The sequence below is a fragment of the Streptomyces sp. NPDC060184 genome (assembly GCF_042728795.1).
Lineage (GTDB): Bacteria > Actinomycetota > Actinomycetes > Streptomycetales > Streptomycetaceae > Streptomyces.
Window position 1 is genome coordinate 36,014 of the sequence record NZ_JBHWYX010000054.1, and the last position, 16,322, is coordinate 52,335.

General features: G+C 74.5%; 17 protein-coding genes. 7 read left to right on the forward strand and 10 right to left on the reverse strand.

Annotation, left to right across the window (positions count from 1 at the left end):
* Positions 1-17 precede the first annotated feature (17 nt).
* From ACFWEE_RS28240 to ACFWEE_RS28260, 5 genes are all read right to left on the reverse strand, one after another.
* Positions 18-620, reverse strand: a complete 603-nt coding sequence (locus ACFWEE_RS28240; RefSeq protein ID WP_386893292.1) for a hypothetical protein — start codon at positions 618-620, stop codon at positions 18-20.
* Positions 604-1,122, reverse strand: coding sequence for an RNA polymerase sigma factor (locus ACFWEE_RS28245; RefSeq protein WP_386893294.1), 519 nt, complete (start codon positions 1,120-1,122; stop codon positions 604-606). The genes ACFWEE_RS28240 and ACFWEE_RS28245 overlap by 17 nt, the downstream gene beginning before the upstream one ends.
* Complete coding sequence (locus ACFWEE_RS28250; protein ID WP_386893295.1) at positions 1,119-1,784, reverse strand: class F sortase; 666 nt, start codon at positions 1,782-1,784, stop codon at positions 1,119-1,121. The genes ACFWEE_RS28245 and ACFWEE_RS28250 overlap by 4 nt, the downstream gene beginning before the upstream one ends.
* On the reverse strand, positions 1,781-2,218 hold the full coding sequence (locus tag ACFWEE_RS28255; protein ID WP_386893296.1) for a sortase-dependent protein: 438 nt from the start codon (positions 2,216-2,218) through the stop codon (positions 1,781-1,783). The genes ACFWEE_RS28250 and ACFWEE_RS28255 overlap by 4 nt, the downstream gene beginning before the upstream one ends.
* Before the next feature lie 188 nt (positions 2,219-2,406).
* Positions 2,407-3,009, reverse strand: a complete 603-nt coding sequence (locus ACFWEE_RS28260) for a hypothetical protein (RefSeq protein WP_386893298.1) — start codon at positions 3,007-3,009, stop codon at positions 2,407-2,409.
* 166 nt (positions 3,010-3,175) lie between these two features.
* On the opposite strand from ACFWEE_RS28260, the gene ACFWEE_RS28265 reads away from it, so the two are divergent.
* A complete protein-coding gene (locus tag ACFWEE_RS28265) occupies positions 3,176-4,657 on the forward strand; it encodes a tetratricopeptide repeat protein (protein ID WP_386893299.1) in 1,482 nt (493 codons plus the stop codon).
* A 41-nt stretch (positions 4,658-4,698) separates the two neighbouring features.
* Here ACFWEE_RS28265 and ACFWEE_RS28270 read toward each other — a convergent pair whose 3' ends face one another.
* On the reverse strand, positions 4,699-5,610 hold the full coding sequence (locus tag ACFWEE_RS28270; RefSeq protein ID WP_386893323.1) for a carbohydrate deacetylase: 912 nt from the start codon (positions 5,608-5,610) through the stop codon (positions 4,699-4,701).
* A 262-nt stretch (positions 5,611-5,872) separates the two neighbouring features.
* Here ACFWEE_RS28270 and ACFWEE_RS28275 point away from each other — a divergent pair, with 262 nt between their 5' ends.
* Entirely contained in the window at positions 5,873-6,343 is a 471-nt protein-coding gene (locus tag ACFWEE_RS28275; RefSeq protein ID WP_386893301.1) for a cation:proton antiporter regulatory subunit, read from the forward strand.
* Positions 6,344-6,345: 2 nt separating this feature from the next.
* Positions 6,346-7,605: a cation:proton antiporter gene (locus ACFWEE_RS28280; protein WP_386893303.1), complete on the forward strand. Its 1,260-nt coding sequence runs from the start codon at positions 6,346-6,348 to the stop codon at positions 7,603-7,605.
* A 104-nt stretch (positions 7,606-7,709) separates the two neighbouring features.
* Here ACFWEE_RS28280 and ACFWEE_RS28285 read toward each other — a convergent pair whose 3' ends face one another.
* The 3 genes from ACFWEE_RS28285 to ACFWEE_RS28295 all read right to left on the reverse strand — a co-directional run bounded on the left by ACFWEE_RS28285 (position 7,710) and on the right by ACFWEE_RS28295 (position 9,674).
* Positions 7,710-7,952 (reverse strand): hypothetical protein, encoded by a 243-nt coding sequence (locus ACFWEE_RS28285; RefSeq protein WP_386893304.1) that lies wholly within the window; start codon positions 7,950-7,952, stop codon positions 7,710-7,712.
* A gap of 194 nt (positions 7,953-8,146) precedes the next feature.
* Complete coding sequence (locus ACFWEE_RS28290; RefSeq protein WP_386893305.1) at positions 8,147-9,169, reverse strand: M56 family metallopeptidase; 1,023 nt, start codon at positions 9,167-9,169, stop codon at positions 8,147-8,149.
* 25 nt (positions 9,170-9,194) lie between these two features.
* The gene (locus tag ACFWEE_RS28295; RefSeq protein ID WP_386893306.1) at positions 9,195-9,674 is read right to left on the reverse strand and encodes a BlaI/MecI/CopY family transcriptional regulator; all 480 of its coding nucleotides are present in this window, start codon (positions 9,672-9,674) and stop codon (positions 9,195-9,197) included.
* A gap of 234 nt (positions 9,675-9,908) precedes the next feature.
* Here ACFWEE_RS28295 and ACFWEE_RS28300 point away from each other — a divergent pair, with 234 nt between their 5' ends.
* The 3 genes from ACFWEE_RS28300 (at position 9,909) to lysA (ending at position 12,720) form a co-directional block, all read left to right on the forward strand.
* Entirely contained in the window at positions 9,909-10,364 is a 456-nt protein-coding gene (locus ACFWEE_RS28300) for a tellurite resistance TerB family protein (RefSeq protein ID WP_386893308.1), read from the forward strand.
* A gap of 364 nt (positions 10,365-10,728) precedes the next feature.
* A complete protein-coding gene (locus ACFWEE_RS28305) occupies positions 10,729-11,229 on the forward strand; it encodes an SAV_915 family protein (protein ID WP_386893310.1) in 501 nt (166 codons plus the stop codon).
* Positions 11,230-11,241: 12 nt separating this feature from the next.
* Positions 11,242-12,720 (forward strand): diaminopimelate decarboxylase, encoded by a 1,479-nt coding sequence (lysA, locus tag ACFWEE_RS28310; RefSeq protein WP_386893312.1) that lies wholly within the window; start codon positions 11,242-11,244, stop codon positions 12,718-12,720.
* Between the two features lie 127 nt (positions 12,721-12,847).
* Here the strand turns inward: lysA and ACFWEE_RS28315 are convergent, their stop codons facing one another.
* The gene (locus ACFWEE_RS28315; RefSeq protein WP_386893314.1) at positions 12,848-13,921 is read right to left on the reverse strand and encodes a PucR family transcriptional regulator; all 1,074 of its coding nucleotides are present in this window, start codon (positions 13,919-13,921) and stop codon (positions 12,848-12,850) included.
* Between the two features lie 353 nt (positions 13,922-14,274).
* Between ACFWEE_RS28315 and ACFWEE_RS28320 the strand changes: the two genes are divergently transcribed.
* Positions 14,275-16,290, forward strand: coding sequence for a potassium channel family protein (locus ACFWEE_RS28320; protein WP_386893315.1), 2,016 nt, complete (start codon positions 14,275-14,277; stop codon positions 16,288-16,290).
* The last annotated feature ends 32 nt before the right edge of the window (positions 16,291-16,322 follow it).

Genomic DNA, 16,322 nt, shown 5'->3' on the forward strand with positions numbered 1-16,322 from the left:
GGGGGCGGTGCGCGGACTCACGGGGCGGCGGATGCCACCGACGCGGTGGAGGCGGGCGTCGGCACGGGCACGGCGGTGGACGGGGCACTCCCCGCGCCCGCAGAAGTGTCCGCCCCGGAGGTGTCCGCCCCGGAGGTGTCCGCCCCGGAAGCGCTCGGCGTGGCCGTGGCCGCGGGCCCGGGCGCTTCCGTCGGCGGGGCCGCGGACGCGCGCTCGGGCACGGCCGCTCCCTTGGCCGCGGACGGTTCGGCCGTCGGCGAGGACGGCTCCCGCGGCGGGACGCCCGTCACCCCGGGCGTCGGCGTCTTCGTGGCCCCCGGCTCCGCGGACCCCGAGCCGGTGGGCGCGGTCCCCGTCGAGGCCGGGGCGACCGGGGACGCGGGCAGCGCCGGTACGCCCGGTCCCCCCGTCGACCGGAACGGCAGCACCGCGAGTCCGACGACCGCACAAGCCATGCCGACCACGGCGGCGCCCCTGCGGTACCTCCGGCCCGCGGCGCCGCGGCGCAGCTCCTCGTACCGGCCCGGGGGCGGCGCGAGGCGGTCGTGGCCCGGCCGCAGGATGACGGCGAGCGGGTCGTCGGCGCCGAACTCCGGCTCCTCGTCAACGCGAGTGGTCAAGGCTTCTCCTCAGGTGGGCGCGGAGCAGTTCGCGGGCCGCGTGGAGATCGGCCTTGACGGTCCCTTCCTTCCGCCCGGTCAGCGCGGACACCTCCCGAATCGGCATGTCCGCGTAGTAATGCAACAGGATCGGCACGCGCAGCCGTTCGGGCAACGACTGCACCAGCATCCGCACCGAGGGGTCGGCCGGCTCGGCATGGCCGCCGACCACCTCCTCGGTCACCACCCGCCGGACCGCCCGGCGCTCGCGCTCCAGCGAACGCCAGTGGTCGCGTACGAGGTTGGCCGCCGTGACGTACAGATACCCGCGCGGCTCGTCCACCTTCGTCCACCGCGCCCAGAGACGCGTGAACGCCTCCGAGGCGATCTCGTGCGCCGTCCCGTCGTCGTCCACGAGACGGCGGCACCATCCGGCGAGCGACGGATAGCCCACGGCGAACAGCTCGGCCGCCGCCTGGGCCTGCCTGCCGCGCCGGTCGTTCCTCTCGCGGGCCCGCTTCACCGGTCTCCCAGGTCAGAGGCTGCCCCGGAAGGGTCCAGGGCAGCGAAGACGATCACGTTGTCCCGGTAGCCGCCGTCGTCGTCCCGGGCTCCGCCGCAGGTGATGAGCCGCAGCTCCGGGCGGTCCACGTTGCCGTAGACCGCCCGGGTGGGGAACGCCGTCTTCGCCACCGTGCGGGTGGCGAAGACGGTGAACCCCGCAGCCGTCCCATCCTCCAGGCGCACCACGACCCGGTCCCCCGCGCGCAGTCGCGCGAGGTGCCGGAAGACCCCGTCACCGTACGACCCGACCGTCACGTGCCCCAGCATCACGGCCGGGCCGAGCTGACCGGGGGCCGGGCCGAGCTCGTACCAGCCCGCCCGGTCGTGCGCGGTGATCGCGGGCACCTCCACGGTGCCGTCCGCCGCCAGGCCGAGCCGTACGACCGGGGTGTCCACCCCGATCGCCGGAACCTCCAGCCGGAGCGGCGCCGAACGCGCCGACGCGCCTGCGGGGGAGGGCGACCGGGACCGGCCGGGCCGCGCGCCCGGCGCGGGGGCCGACGCCTGTGGCCGCCCGGCCACCGCACCGCCCCCGCCCCCGTCCTCGCGCCCCGCGCCGCAACCGGCGGCCAGCGAGGACAGCGCGGCGAGTCCGACGGCCCGCCTGGAGTACGAGGTCACGCCCCGGTCGCCCCGGTACCCCGGCGGCGCACGAGGAACACGGCCGCGCCCGCCCCGAGCACCACGGCGGCGACACCGCCGCCCATCAGCGCCCCGTTGCCACCGCCCGGCTGCGCGGCGGCGGAGGCGACTCCGGTGTCCGGCGCCCCGGACGGTACGGCGGAGACCTGCGCCGCCTCGGTGGGCACCGGCTCGGGCACGGCGGTCGGTGCTGCGGCCTCGGCGGGCGCCGCGCTCGGCACCGCGCTGGGCTCCTCGGCCGGAGGCTCCGTGGGGGCCGGGGCGGCGCTGGGCGCCTCGGTCGCGGCAGCCGCCGGGGCGGCGGCGGGGGTGCGCGGGGCCGGGGTCGCCGTGTCCGCGAAGGCGGGACCGGCGCCGGTGGCGAGCACGGCGGCGCAGGCAAGCGTCAGCAGACTGACGGTGGTTCGGCGCATGAACGGCTCTCCTTCGTTGTCGGCCCACCGGGAGGGGCGGGCCGGGAAACGGAACGTGCGGAGAGACGAGGCAGCGGCCCCTCGGGTTGTAAAGCAATGGCAAAGTCGTTCGACGCCCCCGCCGGCCACGCCCCTGCGGCGGTCGGCCGGACCGTCGGGCGGTCGGCCGTCCGCGGGGACGCGGTCGGTCAGCAGGCCCCCGGATCCAGGTCGGTGGGGGCCATGTGGCGGGCCGCCGCCGCGTAGCGCGCGAGATGGTCGACCGCCTTCGCCAGCAGCCGGAGGTTGACCGCCGGATCCTGCCCCGGGTCCTGCGCCACGGCCCACGCGTGGCAGACCATGTGCGTGACGATCTCCCGCGCCCGGGAGTCCGCGAGCTGGGCGGCGTAGGCGTCGGCCAGCGGGGCGTACGCGACGATGGCGCGGCGCAGGCGGACCCGCAGGGCGTCCGCCGCCTCCCCCGTCGCCCGCCCCCGGGCGAGATCCAGCGCCAGTTGCACGTCGGCGGCCAGATCCGCCCGGCTGACCGGCACGGCCGTGTTCGACGGACCGCCGTACGGAGGGACGCCGTACGTCATCCCGCCGTACCCGGCCGCGCCCTTGCCCGGCCCCCCGGCCGAACTCCCGTACGTCGCCCCGCCGTACGAACCACACACCCCGGGCGGCGCGCAGTGCCCCGGAGCCGCACCGGGGCTGCCCGCGCCGCCCGCCCCGCCGCCGCCATTCGCCGCGCAGGTGTCGCCGGCTCCACTCGTCCCGTTGCTTCCGCTCGTTCCGCTGGCTGAGCTCATCACGGACTCACCTCTTTCGGTGCGAAGGGTGGATCTGAACTCCCGGAGGGATGGCGTTCAGTGAACTAGTGAACACACACAGTGAGGAGATGCCAGGCTGTGGGCCCCATGTAGTCCCGCGTAGGCCAGGCCGGGAGGACCGCCCTGGTGAAGGAGTGAGCGCAAGGTGCCCGAATCCCAGGAGATCGGCGAGCTGATCCGCCAGGCGTGCGCGGCACGTGGCTGGGGGCCGTCCAAACTCGCCCGGGAGTTGGGAATCGCCGAGGGGCGCGGCCCGAACGGCCTCGACCGCCAGTCGGTCCGGAGATGGATGGCCGGCCGCCGGAAGCCCGACTACTGGCTCCCGTACATCGCCGACGTACTCGGCCTGGACACGAACGCGCCGCACCGGACGCCCGACGGGACGACCCCACCCGCCGCACCCACCGCACCCTCCCCGCCCGGACTGCCCGGCGCCCCCGGTGTGCCCGGTGTGCCCGGTGTGCCCGCTCAACGTTCCGCCTCCCGCCCCCTTGCGGACCTCGATACCGTGGCGTCAGTCGTCGAGTTGGGGAGGAACGACGTGCTTCGGCGAAACTTCCTGGCCGCCTCGGGCGCCCACGCTCTGGCCGCCCTCAACCTGCCCGACCCGGAGAGCGTGACCCGCCGGACCAACCGCGCCGGGGGCGTACGCGTCGGCAACGGCGAGGTGGCCGCCGTACGCCAGATGACCCGCGCCCTCGGCGACACCGCCGCCGAACTCGGCGGCGGACACGCCCGCCACCTCGCGGTCCGCTACCTCACCGAGGACGTCGCCTCCTGGCTGGACGGCACCTACACCGAGGAGACCGGCCGCCAGTTGTACGCCGCCACCTCCCAACTCGTGCACCTGGCGGGCTGGATGGCCCAGGACGAGGGCAACCAGGGCATGGCCCAGCAGTACTACGCCCACGCCTACGGCCTCGCCGTCGCCGCCGACGAAGCCGAGCTCTCCGCAACAGCCCTGCGCGGCCTCGCCGTTCAGGCGATCGACCTCGGCCCCCGGTACGGCGCCATGGCGCTGCGCCTCTCCGAACGCTGCGTGGACAGCGCGAAGTCGCTGGACGACCCGCGCGCGGTCTCGTACTTCCAGACCACCCTCGCCGACGCCGCCGCCCTCGACGGCGACCACCGCCTCGCCACCCGGGCCCTCACCGCCGCCCAGACCGCCATCGAGAAGACCCCCGACGCCGCCCCCGGCGAATCCTGGGCCTCCCACTTCAGCATCGGCCGCTGGGCGCACCACTCCGGCATGATCCTCGCCCGCCTCGGCGACCTGGACAGCGCCACCGGCCACCTCCACGAGTCCCTGGAGATCCACGGCATCGACCGCCGCCGCAGCCGCGCCATCGTCCTCGCCGACCTCGGCCAGATCCACCTCCGCCGAGGCCACCTCGACGCCGCCCTCGCCACCTGGACCGACTTCCTCGACTGCGCCGACGGCATCCGTTCCGTCAAGGTCACCGAAGCCACCGAGGACATGCGCACCCGCCTGGACAAGTACCGCAAGGTCCCGGGCGTCGAGGAGCTGCGGACCCGCGCGGAGAACCACGTGACGACGGGGACGGGGGCGGGGGTACGGACGGGAGCGGGCGCCGGGGCACCCGCGGGGACGGCGGGGGGCGGGTGACGGGCTTCCGACCGGGTTGCGGCCGGCCAAGCCGGCAGCCCTCAGGAGGCGGCGCCCGCGCGCCAGACCCGCCGCACCTCCTCGTAGTCGACCAGCCGGATCCCCTCCTCGGCCAAGACCTCCCGCGCCTCCAAAGAGACCAGGAACTCGTAGTCCGTCCGCCGTACGCGCCAGCCGTCGTCGAGGGCCCGGGACTCCTGGCTGCCTGAACTCGGGTGCACCGCCCATTCGTTGAGACCGGGCGGCAGCTCGCGCAGGAGCTGGGCGTACCGGGCGGGCTTGCCGTCGAGCGGGATCGCGTAGCTGTCCAGGAAGTCGTTCTCGCTCACGGGGAGTCCGCGCCGCCGCATCGCCTCACGCGCGGGTTCCAGCCAGGCGCGCACCGCGAGACCGTACTCGGCCGCGAGGGACACGGCGAGGTCGAAGATGTCGTCGCGTCCGCCGTCGGCGAGGCAGTGGAAGTCCAGGTGGGCCGGGGCGAGTCCGGCGTCCGCCACGGCGTCGATCTGGGCCCGGAACTCCCGCTCCACGTCCTCGGTCCGGGCCTGCCCGAGAAGCGCGGCGCGGCCTGCGGGCGTGGGGGCGAAGAGCCGGCCCGTACGGTCCAGCAGCGACGGCACCTTCGCCCTCTCCGCCACCGGGCCCCAGGGGTTCGCGGGCATCTCGCAGACCATCGTGAGGTGCACGCCGAACGGGATCTCCGGCCGCCGGCGCAGCCGCCGCATCGCGTCCTGAGCGGCCGGGCAGGGGACCATGAGGCTGCACGAGCCCGCGATGCCCTGCTCGATCGCCTCCACCACCGCCTCGTTGATCGCGGGGTACATCCCGAAGTCGTCGCAGTTGACGATCAACAGGCGTGCGCCGGTCGGGTGTCCGAGCAGTTCGGCCGACCGGAGGGGCACGGCCCGCGCCTCGTCGGTGCCGTCGGTCCGGCCGTCGGTGGTGCCGCTCATGTCGTCCATGCCCGCAGTGTGCCGCCACTCCGGCCGCCGGTGACAACGGATGCGCGGCTGTCCGGCAGAGCGGCGACCGGCGCCCACCGGCCGGCCGGAGAACCCCCACGCCACGCCCGGGGCAGCCACCCCATACCACCTCGTCTCCTCCCCCGACCCCCCACGACGCGTATGGATCGCGTTAAGGTATCGAAAGGTAAAGAGATCACCAAGAGCTGACGAGGGGCGCCGCACGCACCGGCGCCCCACTCGGGAGGAAGCCATGGGAACCCGCCGCACCACGCTGCCCGGAGTCGGCGCTCAGTACGACTTCATCACCGAGTCGGGCCAGCACATCTCCGTCGTCGTCCACCACGACGGGCGGCGGTTCATCGGGTTCTACGAGCAGGACGACCCTGATTCGTGCCGGCTGACCGTGCCCCTGACGACCCACGAGGCGACCGCGCTCGCCCATCTCATCGATTCCGCGCCGATCGACGCCGTACGGACCGAGGGCATCGACCTGGTCACCGAGCACATCCCACTCGGCTCCCGCTCGCCCTACGGCGGTCGGGTCCTGGGGGACACCCGGGCGCGGACCCGGACCGGGGCGTCGATCGTGGCGGTGCTGCGCACGCACAGCGCGCATCCGTCCCCGGGCCCCGACTTCCGGCTGGCCATCGGTGACACGCTCGTCGTCGTCGGTACCCGTGAGGGCGTCGACGCGCTCTCCGAGATCATTGCGGAGGGCTGATCGTGCACGACATGACCGCACTGCTGGTGGAGCTCGGCTCCGTCATTCTGGGGCTGGGAATCATCGGGCGGTTCGCCGGCCGGATAGGTCTCTCGCCGATCCCCCTCTACCTCCTGGCGGGTCTGGCGTTCGGCGAGGGCGGGCTGCTTCCGCTCGGTGCCAGTGAGGAGTTCACGGCAGTCGGCGCCGAGATAGGCGTGATCCTGCTGCTGCTCCTCCTCGGGCTCGAATACAGCGCCTCCGAGCTGGTCACGAGCCTCAAGACCCAGTACCCGTCCGGGCTCGTCGACTTCGTCCTCAACGCGACCCCCGGCGCCGTCGCCGCGCTGATACTCGGCTGGGGCCCCGCCGGGGCCGTCGCACTGGCCGGGGTCACCTGGATCTCCTCGTCCGGGGTGATCGCCAAGGTGATGACGGACCTGGGACGCCTCGGCAACCGGGAGACCCCGGTCATCCTCGGCGTCCTCGTCATCGAGGACCTGGCGATGGCGGTGTACCTGCCGCTGCTCACCGCCATGGTCGCCGGAGTCGGGCTCGCCGGGGGCAGCATCGCGCTGCTGATCGCGCTCGGAACGGTCGGGTTCGTCCTCTACCTGGCGCTGCGCCACGGCCGGATCATCAGCCGGGCCGTCTCCTCCGACAACCCGGAGATGCTGCTCCTCGTCGTCCTCGGCCTGACGGTGCTCGTCGCGGGGCTGGCACAGGAACTCCAGGTCTCGGCCGCCGTCGGCGCCTTCCTCGTCGGCATCGCGCTCTCGGGCGAGGTCGCCGAAGGCGCGCGCAAGCTGCTGACACCGCTCCGGGACCTCTTCGCGGCGGTGTTCTTCGTCTTCTTCGGCCTCTCGACCAACCCGGCCGACATCCCGCCGGTCCTGCTCCCGGCCGCACTGCTCGCCGTCGTCACCGTGCTGACGAAGATCCTCACGGGCTGGTACGCGGCCCGTCGCGCCGGAATCAAGTCGCGCGGCAGGTGGCGGGCGGGCGGCACGCTCGTGGCGCGCGGCGAGTTCTCCATCGTCATCGCCGGCCTCGCGGTGGCGACCGAGCCCCGCATCGGGCCCATCGCCACCGCGTACGTACTGATCCTGGTCATCCTCGGCCCGCTCACCGCCCGCTGGACCGAACCGGCCGTCACCCGGATCAAGGCGCTGCGGGGTACCGGCACCGCGGCCCGGACGAGCGTCCGTGGGAGCACGGCCGGCCCCGCCCGGCCCACCCACGACGACCTCACGCCGGAGCACGTCGGCGAGGGCCGCGACTGACGCCCTCCCCCCTGGTGAAACGCGGAACTCCCCGTCCGGGAACAGCCGTTGGCCGTGGACGGGGAGCTCCGCGTGCGGGGAGGTGCCGAGCGCGACGATCGGCGTCAGTCGTGGTTGTCGACGATGCTCTTGGCGATACCGTTCGCGACGACGACCTCGGCGTCGACGCCGTCCCCCTTGGTCGCGGCCTCCAGCATCTCCTCGCTGCACGGCATCGCGGCCTGGCCGGTCTCCGTACCGCAGATGTCGCCGGTGCCCTCGATGTCCGTTTCCTCGGAGACGAAGAACTGCTGGTCGATGCCGTCCGAGCCGGTCACCGTGTACGTGCCGGGAGCGAGGAAGCGCACCGTGCCGTTCCAGGTGCCGTTGACACCCTTGCCCTGGTCGATGCCCTCGATGGCCGTCTCCCGGTCGCCCGAGCCGTCCGAGGCGTCCCCGCCCGAGCCGGTGCTGCCGCCGGTGGTGCTGCCTCCGGTGGTGTCGGCGGGGGCGGTGGCGGACGGGGCGTCCTGCGCCGCGGTGAAGTTCCACCGCCCTTGGCCTACAGCGGGGTCGCCTCGTGCAGGACGCGGACCAGCGCGACCGTGGCGTTCACCGACGACAGCGCGGAGGCCGCCGTCCCCGCGGTCGCCGTCAGCCCCGCGAGGAGCAGGTGTGCCGACGCCGGTGGCCAGAAACGGGCGGCGGGGGCGGGGTCAAGGAGGGCAGCCACCCGGAGCGGTACGGGCCCTGCCGCCGCGAACCCGGCCAGCCCCTCGAACGGCGAACGGGCCGAAACCAGCGCCGCCTTGCCGACCGCCCGCGCCACCGCATGGCGGCTGCCGACCGCCCGTGCCGCCTCCTCGTCGGCCCAGCGCTCGGTGGTGTACGCCACCGCTGTACGGAGCGGCACCAGGAACGGGTTGGCGCGCGCGGCCAGTTGCGTCAGCAGCAGATAGCGGTGGTGACGCCCCGCCAGATGCGCCCGCTCATGGGCGAACAGGGCCTGCTGCTCGTCCGGTTCGAGGCAGTCGAGCAGGGCGCTGGAGACGACGACCCGGCCGGTGCCTGCCGCCGTACCGCCCCTCCGCCAGCCCGTCCGCCCGCTCATCCGCCCGCTCACCGGTCCGCCGGGGAGCGCGTACGCGTACGGAGCGGGCGACTCCACCACACTCACCTCGGAACCGGAACCGGGACCAGGACCGGGACCCCGGCCCGCTCCCGCCGCGCCCAGCGCGCGGGCCGCGGCGACCCGGGTACGTACATGGCGTACGAGCGTCGCCGCGCAGCCGGCCACCACCGCGCCCAGCACCCCGATGGCCACCGGGCCCGTCCGGTCCTCGTACGGCAGCGCGGCCCTGACCTCGGGGTCCGACCAGCCGTCCGGCAGCGGATTGCCGGGGAGCTGGGCCGTACCGATCACCATCAGCAGGGCGAGGCAGAGGGTGCTGCACAGCGCGAGCGTCGTACCGGCGACGGCCAGCAGCCGGGTCGCCGCGCGCGGGTGCAGATGGTGCGCGGCCAGCCGCGCGACGGGCAGCGCGGTCAGCGGCAGTACGAGTGGCAGGTAGACGAAGACGCCCATCGCTCCCCCAACGCCCCTGTCGTCGTCATCGGTTCCCCGGCGCGTGGCCGGGGGCATCGGGCCGCGGGGGCTCGGCGGGGTCGCTCGCGTCCGGGTCCGGCGAGCCCACCGGGCCGGTCCGGGACAGCAGGGCCCTCAGGCGTTCCTCGTCGCCGGGGCTGAGTGCGGAGACGAAGCGGGCGAGGACGGCCTCGCGGTCCCGTTCGCCGTCCAGCACCCGGCGCATCCGCAGGGCGGCGAGCCCGGCCTCGTCGGAGGCGTTCGTCCACGTATAGGAACGGCCCGCACGGGTGCGGGTGACCGCGTTCTTCGCGTGCAGGCGGGAGAGGACCGTGATGACGGTCGTCAGGGCGAGCCCGCCGTCGAGGCGTTCGCGCACCCAGCCCGCGGTCACCGGCCCTCCGCCCGCGCGCACCGCGGCGAGCACCTGCGCCTCCAGCTCGCCCTGCCCGCGCTTGCGCGGACGCCCGTCGGCACCCAGGGACGCGTCGGCGCCCGGGGACACATGGGCCCCCGGTGGAACGTCTTCGTGCCGTCCCGCGTTTCCCATGGGTGTCCGCCCTTCGCGCAAGGTCTCACAGTCACGGCGGGGCGGCCCCGGGCACTGATCGGCGATCGCCGCATCCTACTGAGCCGCCATTCCGCGGCAAAGCCCGCCGGGTCGAGCATCGCGTTCTACACGTCTGTAGAGTTCCACTCGGTTCAGCCAACGCACCGCAGAGCAACGTATGGAGACGTCATGGCCCTTTGGGATCGGATCAAGGAATCCGCCTCGACGATGCAGACGCAGCTGGAGGCGAAGAAGAACGACCTGAAGAGCGGGGCGTTCCGGGACGCGAGCATGGCGATGTGCGCCCTGGTCTCGGCGGCCGACGGCTCCATCGACCCGTCGGAGCGGCAGCGCGTCGCCCAGCTCATCATGAGCAACGACGTGCTCCAGAACTTCCCCGCGGAAGACCTCCAGCGCCGCTTCAACGCGTACGTGGACAAGCTCACCGCGGACTTCGCCTTCGGCAAGGTCACCGTGCTCCAGGAGATCGCCAAGGCGAAGAAGAAGCCCGCCGAGGCGCGCGCGGTCATCCAGATCGGCATCGTCATCGGGGGCGCCGACGGCGACTTCGACAAGTCGGAGCAGGCCGTGGTCCGGGAGGCGTGCTTCACCCTCGACCTGCCGCCGCACGAGTTCGACCTCTGAGCTCCACCTCTGAGCTCGGCCTCTGAGCTCCACCTCTGAGCTCGGCCTCTGAGTTCGGCCTCCGCACCGCACTCCGGAACGCCCCGGCCCACGACGGCCGGGGCGTTTTGCGTTCCCGGCCGGGGCATGACGCGTTCCCGGCCGGGACGGACCGTGTTTCCGGGGCGGACCGTGTCCCGAAAAGGGTGGCCCGCCGCCGCGCCCACCGGACGCCGCGTCAGGGGCGCGTCAACGTGACCCGGGTCCGGCGTCAAGTACCCGTAAGGGCCCCGGCTCCGACCGCGCCGCCCCCTGCCTGCGGACTTAGCGTCGAAGACGAACCGCCGGGTCGCGTCCGCGACCCGTGCCGACGTCTGGAGGCACCATGGAAAGCGCGCTGCCGGATCCCGACCCCCTCGAACCCGTCCCGGCCGGACCCCCGCTCGCATCCGTCCCGGCCGGGCCCTTGTTCGTACCGGTCCGCCCGGGTTCCGCCCGCTGCCCGTCGAGCGTCCGGGCACGGTTCTTCCGTACGCCGCTCGGCGCGCGCACCGCCGTCGCCTTCACCTCGAAGAGCCGGCTCGTCGCCACCCTGGGCGCCGGACAGCAGTGGGTGCGCCTCTGCGAACCGGCCCTTCGCGACCTCGCCGCCCCGCTCGGCGTGCGGACCCTCACCGTCGACCCGCTGCTCTCCGCGCCGCGCGCCGCCGACCCGCACCCCTCGGTGCCCCACACCGCCGCGCACGCGGCCACCACCGCACCCGTCGCTTCCGCCGCTCCTGCCCCGCAGGCGGCCCCCGCCGCACCCGTCGCCCCCGCGACGGACCCGGCTCCTCCCGCGCCGGCCGTCCCCGACGCCCCCGCGCTCGTCCGCCACGGACGCTGAAGGGAGCGCACCATGACCACCACCCCCCTCGCCCCCGTCCCCACCCCCGCACCGGCCGGGTCCCCAAGCCCCGTCGGCGCCCCCTCTCCGGCCGGGTCCCCCGACCCGGCCGGGGAGGCCCCCGGCTCCGCCCCCACCCCCACCTCCGCCGCCGCCCTCACGCCGTGCGCCTCCCCGGCCCGGCAGACGTACCCGCGGGACGTGTGGCCCGCGTCCACGCGCCCCGGTCCGCACGGGGACATGACGGTGGGCGGGGTCTCCCTGACCGAGGCCGCCGAACGGTTCGGCACCCCGCTGTACCTGCTCGACGAGGGCGAGGTCCGCGACCGCTGCCGGACCTACCGCGCCGCGTTCCCGCCCGAGGAGGCGGAGGTGGTCTACGCGGCGAAGGCCTTCCTGAGCCGGGCCGTCGTCCGGTGGGTACGGGAGGAGGGGCTCGGGCTCGACGTCTGCTCGGCCGGTGAACTCCTCCTCGCGATCAGCGCGGGTTTCCCCGCCGACCGGATCGTGCTGCACGGCAACGCCAAGAGCCCGGAGGACCTGAGCACCGCCGTGCGGCTCGGCGTCGGCCGGATCGTGCTCGACTCGACCTCCGAGATCGCCCGCCTCGCCGCCCTGGTGCCGCACGGCACCCGCCGGCCCGTCATGATCCGCGTGGTGCCCGGGATCTCGGCCGGCGGGCACGCGGCGGTCCGTACCGGCACCGAGGACCAGAAGTTCGGTCTCTCCCTCATGGACGGCTCGGCGCAGCACGCCATCGACCGGGTCCTCGGCCAGCCGGGACTCGAACTCGTGGGCCTGCACTGCCACATCGGCTCGCAGATCACCTCGATCACGCCGTACGTCTCCGCGCTCCGCCGGATGGTGGGGCTCCTCGCCCGGACCCGCGACAAGCACGGAGTCGTACTGCCCGAGCTGGACATGGGCGGCGGGCACGGCATCGCGTACCGGGCGGGTGAACCGGCGCTCGACATTCCCACCCTCGCCGCGCGCGTCCGTGCCGAACTCGCCGCCGGATGCGCGCGGGCCATGCTGCCGGTACCCCGGCTGACCGTCGAACCCGGGCGGGCGGTCATCGGCCCGGCGGGCGTGGCCGTGTACCGGGTGCTCTCCGTCAAGCGGACCGGCACCCGCACCTTCGTGGCCGTCGACGGCGGCATGAGCGACAACCCGCGCCCGGCGCTGTACGGCGTGCGGTACGCGCCCCGCATGGTCGGCCGGGCCTCCGACGCGCCCGGGCGGACGGTGACCGTGGTGGGCCGGCACTGCGAGGCCGGGGACGTCCTGGCCGACGCGGTGGAACTCCCCGAGGACGTGCACCCGGGCGATCTGCTGGCCGTCCCGGCTGCGGGGGCGTACCACCTGTCGATGGCCTCCGGCTACAACCTCGTGGGCCGGCCGCCGGTGGTCGCCGTGACGGACGGCACCGCACGGCTGCTCGTACGCCGCGAATCCCTCGAAGACCTCCGGCGCAGGGACGTGGGGGCCTGATGGCGTGAGCCCCTGAAGAAGCGGGGGCCCGACGACGTAAGGGCCCGGCGACGTGAGGTCCCAGGGCGACCCGCGTTCACGGAGGGCCGGGCACGACGACCGTGTCCGGCCCTCCGCGTACGCGGGGTCAGATCTCCTTCGCGGGCCAGTCCAGCAGCCGGGCGCCGATGACCGCCGTCTGCAGGGTGTAGCGGTGCGCCGGGTCGGCGAGGTCGGAGCCGGTCAGTTGGTGGATGCGCTCCAGCCGGTACGTCAGCGCCCGCACGCTCAGCGACAGCCGCCGGGCCGTCTCCGCCGCCACGCACCCCGAGTCGAAGTACGCGGTGAGGGTCCGCAGCAGCGGTTCGGCGCCGCCCCGGGCCTTCTGGAGCGGGCCCAGCCGGCTGCGCACCAGGTCCACCATGGCCTGCCGGTCCCGGGTCAGCACGGGATAGACCAGCAGATCGGCCGCGTGCAGCACCGGTCCGTCGAGCCCCAGCCGCTCGGCGAGCTCGTGGGCTTCGAGCGCCTCGTCGTACGACTGGACGACCCCGCCCGGACCGTGGTGGGGGCGGCCGATGGCGGCCTGCCCGCCGCCGGTCGCCGCATGGGCCTGCTGGGCGAAGTGGAGCAGCACGTCCGGCCGGCTGCCCGGCGCGATGCAGATCAGGCGGCCGTCCTTCGTCGTCAGCAGGATCTCCCGCCCCCCGAACCGGGCCAGCATCGCCGCCTCCACGCTGCGCGGCGCCGCGTCCGTCTCCGTGTACGCCTTCGGGCCCACCGCCACCGCGACCGCGTGTGCCCGCGACAGATGCAGCCCGAAGCGGGTGGAGCGCTCGGCGAGGCGGCCGAGGTCGCTGCGCCCGTAGAGCAGGTCGTCGATGAACTCGCGGCGGGCCGCCTCCTCGCGGCGCACCGTCATCCGCTGTGCCCCCTCGAAGCCTTCGACGTAGGCGTCCACGGCCTGCTCCACCGCGTGGAGCACGGCGTCCGTCGAACCGGCGCCGCCCCGGGCCGCCGTACGCGGCCAGTGCGCGCGGGTCTGCGCGAGATGGAGGGCGATCAGTCCGCGCAGCTGGAGCCCGGACTCCGCGGCCTCCCGACCCAGCTCACGGCGCTCCTCCAGCTCTCTGTGCGTCAACCGCCGTCCCGTAGTGGCCACTGCCTCCAGGACGTGGACGTAGTTCCCCAGTGCCTCGACGGGTATGCGCGATTCCGCCATCACCCTTCCCCTCCCCGTTCTTCCCGTACGTATATGTAACCCACAACCGTCCGTGCACGGCCCGGCAACCCCCTGGTTCCAGGACTGCCGGGATCCGGCAGTGCGCGAGGCCTCTTCCGGATGACACGATCCCCACAGCACCGCACGGGGGAACGACCGTGTCCTTGACGGGCACTGACGGTGCGTTGACGGGGGAGTTACGGGGGGGGAACGGGGGAATCGGGGGGACGACCCGGCGGCGGGTCCCGGCGACGGGGCTCGTACCGGGTTCCCCCGCTCCGGCCACACCACTTCTTCCGCCGCCGCGGTCCCGAGTTCGGCTCACGGATCACCTGACCCGACAGGAGCAAGGCATGCTGGGTTTCGTGTCCTCTCTCCCCCAGCAGCCGCAGCGTCCCCAACGCCCCCCGGTCTCCGGCCACATGGTCGTCTGCGGGGACGACGCGCTCGCCCGGCGGCTCGCCGTGGAACTGCGGTACGTCTACGGGGAACGCGTCACCCTGATCCTCCCGCCCGGCCCGGACGCCGCGCAGCCGGACCTCCCGCTGAACCAGCGGGCCCGCGCCTCCGCCCTGTTCGGCCGGATGTCCGCGGCGATGAGCCGCACCGGGCCCGCACCCCTGGACGGCGTCGGGTCCGGCGACAGCGACACCAACGCCGGGGTGGAGCCCGTCGTCATCCTGGAGTCGGCGGAACCCTCCGACGACGTCCTGGAGGAGGCCGGTGCCGACCGGGCCGCCGCCCTCGCCCTCGTCTACGAGGACGACGAGCGCAACATCCGGGCCGCGCTCACCGCCCGCCGCCTCAACCCCCGGCTGCGCCTGGTGATCCGCCTCTACAACCGCAAGCTCGGCCTCCACCTGGAGACCCTCCTCGACCAGGCGGCGGCCTTCGCCGTGCCCGGACTCGACCCGGCCGCGCTGGACGCCAGCACCACGGTCCTCTCCGACGCCGACACCGTCGCCCCGGCCCTGGCCGCCACCGCGCTGACCGGCAGCAGCAAGGTCGTCGAGGCGGAGGGGCTGCTGCTGCGCGCGGCCGAACGCACCCCGCCCGGCCCCGGCGAGCGGGCCGACCCCGGGCTCTGCACCCTCGCGCTGCTCTCCTCCACCACCGTCGACCCGGCCGGGGCGGAGGGTTCCGACAGCAGCGGCGACGAAGGGCCGCGGCTGCTGCCCGACGAACGCTCCGTGGCGGCGGCGACCGGGCGCGGCACCATCGTCCTGGAGACCGTCAGCCGCTCGGTCCCGGACCGGCCCGCCGCCCGGATGGGCGGCAGGGGCGCCCCGCTGAGCCAGGTGTTCTCGCGTCGGCTGCGCTGGTCGGCCCTGGGCGTCGCGGCGGCCGTGGTCGCCCTGGCGGTGGCGTCGGTCCGGACGACCGGCGACAGCGCCCCGCACTCGGTCTACCTGACCCTGCTCGACCTCTTCGCCATGGGGGACCCGGCGGAGGACACCGCACCCTCCGCCCGCAAAATCATCCAGCTGCTCTCGGGGGTGGCCGGACTCCTGCTGCTGCCGCTGCTGATCGCGGCGGTCCTGGAGGCCTTCGGCACCCTGCGGACCGCCTCCTCGCTGCGCCGCCCGCCGCGCGGCCTCTCCGGCCACGTGGTGCTGCTCGGCCTGGGCAAGATCGGTACGCGGGTCCTCGTACGCCTCCGCGAGCTCGGCATCCCCGTGGTCGTCGTCGAGGAGGACCCGAACGCCCGGGGCATCCCGCTGGCCCGCTCCCTGCACGTGCCGACCGTCATCGGCGACGTCACCCAGGAAGGCGTACTGGAGGCGGCGAAGGTCGGCCGGGCCCGCGCACTGCTCGCCCTGACCAGCATCGACACCACCAACCTCGAAGCCACGCTCTACGCCCGGTCGATCAAGCCCGACCTGCGGGTGGCTCTCCGGCTCTACGACGACGACTTCGCGACCGTCGTCTACCGCACCCTGCGCACCGCCCACCCGGGCGCCACCACCCGCTCCCGGTCGGTGACCCATCTGGCCGCCCCCTCCTTCGCCGTGGCGATGATGGGCCGGCAGATCCTCGGCGCCGTCCCCGTCGAGCGGAAGGTGATGCTCTTCGCCGCCCTGGTGGTGGGCGGACACCCCCAACTGGAGGGCCACACCGTCGCGCAGGCGTTCCGGGCCGGGGCCTGGCGGGTGCTGGCCCTGGACACCACCCCGCCCGACGACCGCGTCCCCGATCAGGCCGCCGCCCCCTCCCACGACGCCGGGGGCAGGCAGCGCACCTCGGGGCTGATCTGGGACCTGCCGCCCGGGTACGTCCTCAAGGCCGAGGACCGCGTGGTGATCGCCGCGACCCGGCGCGGACTCGCCGAGCTGCTGCGCAGGCAGCGCGCGGCCTCCGGGCGACGCTGAGGCGGCGCCGGGCGGGCGTTTCACGTGAAACG

Excerpts from the sequence above, each read along its gene's own strand:
- ACFWEE_RS28255 (WP_386893296.1), bottom strand. The coding sequence starts at position 2,218 with ATGCGCCGAACCACCGTCAGTCTGCTGACGCTTGCCTGCGCCGCCGTG.
- ACFWEE_RS28260 (WP_386893298.1), bottom strand. The coding sequence starts at position 3,009 with ATGAGCTCAGCCAGCGGAACGAGCGGAAGCAACGGGACGAGTGGAGCC.
- ACFWEE_RS28315 (WP_386893314.1), bottom strand. The coding sequence starts at position 13,921 with ATGGCGGAATCGCGCATACCCGTCGAGGCACTGGGGAACTACGTCCAC.
- ACFWEE_RS28320 (WP_386893315.1), top strand. The coding sequence starts at position 14,275 with ATGCTGGGTTTCGTGTCCTCTCTCCCCCAGCAGCCGCAGCGTCCCCAA.
- ACFWEE_RS28305 (WP_386893310.1), top strand. The coding sequence starts at position 10,729 with ATGGAAAGCGCGCTGCCGGATCCCGACCCCCTCGAACCCGTCCCGGCC.
- ACFWEE_RS28300 (WP_386893308.1), top strand. The coding sequence starts at position 9,909 with ATGGCCCTTTGGGATCGGATCAAGGAATCCGCCTCGACGATGCAGACG.
- ACFWEE_RS28290 (WP_386893305.1), bottom strand. The coding sequence starts at position 9,169 with ATGGGCGTCTTCGTCTACCTGCCACTCGTACTGCCGCTGACCGCGCTG.
- ACFWEE_RS28275 (WP_386893301.1), top strand. The coding sequence starts at position 5,873 with ATGGGAACCCGCCGCACCACGCTGCCCGGAGTCGGCGCTCAGTACGAC.
- ACFWEE_RS28270 (WP_386893323.1), bottom strand. The coding sequence starts at position 5,610 with ATGAGCGGCACCACCGACGGCCGGACCGACGGCACCGACGAGGCGCGG.
- lysA (WP_386893312.1), top strand. The coding sequence starts at position 11,242 with ATGACCACCACCCCCCTCGCCCCCGTCCCCACCCCCGCACCGGCCGGG.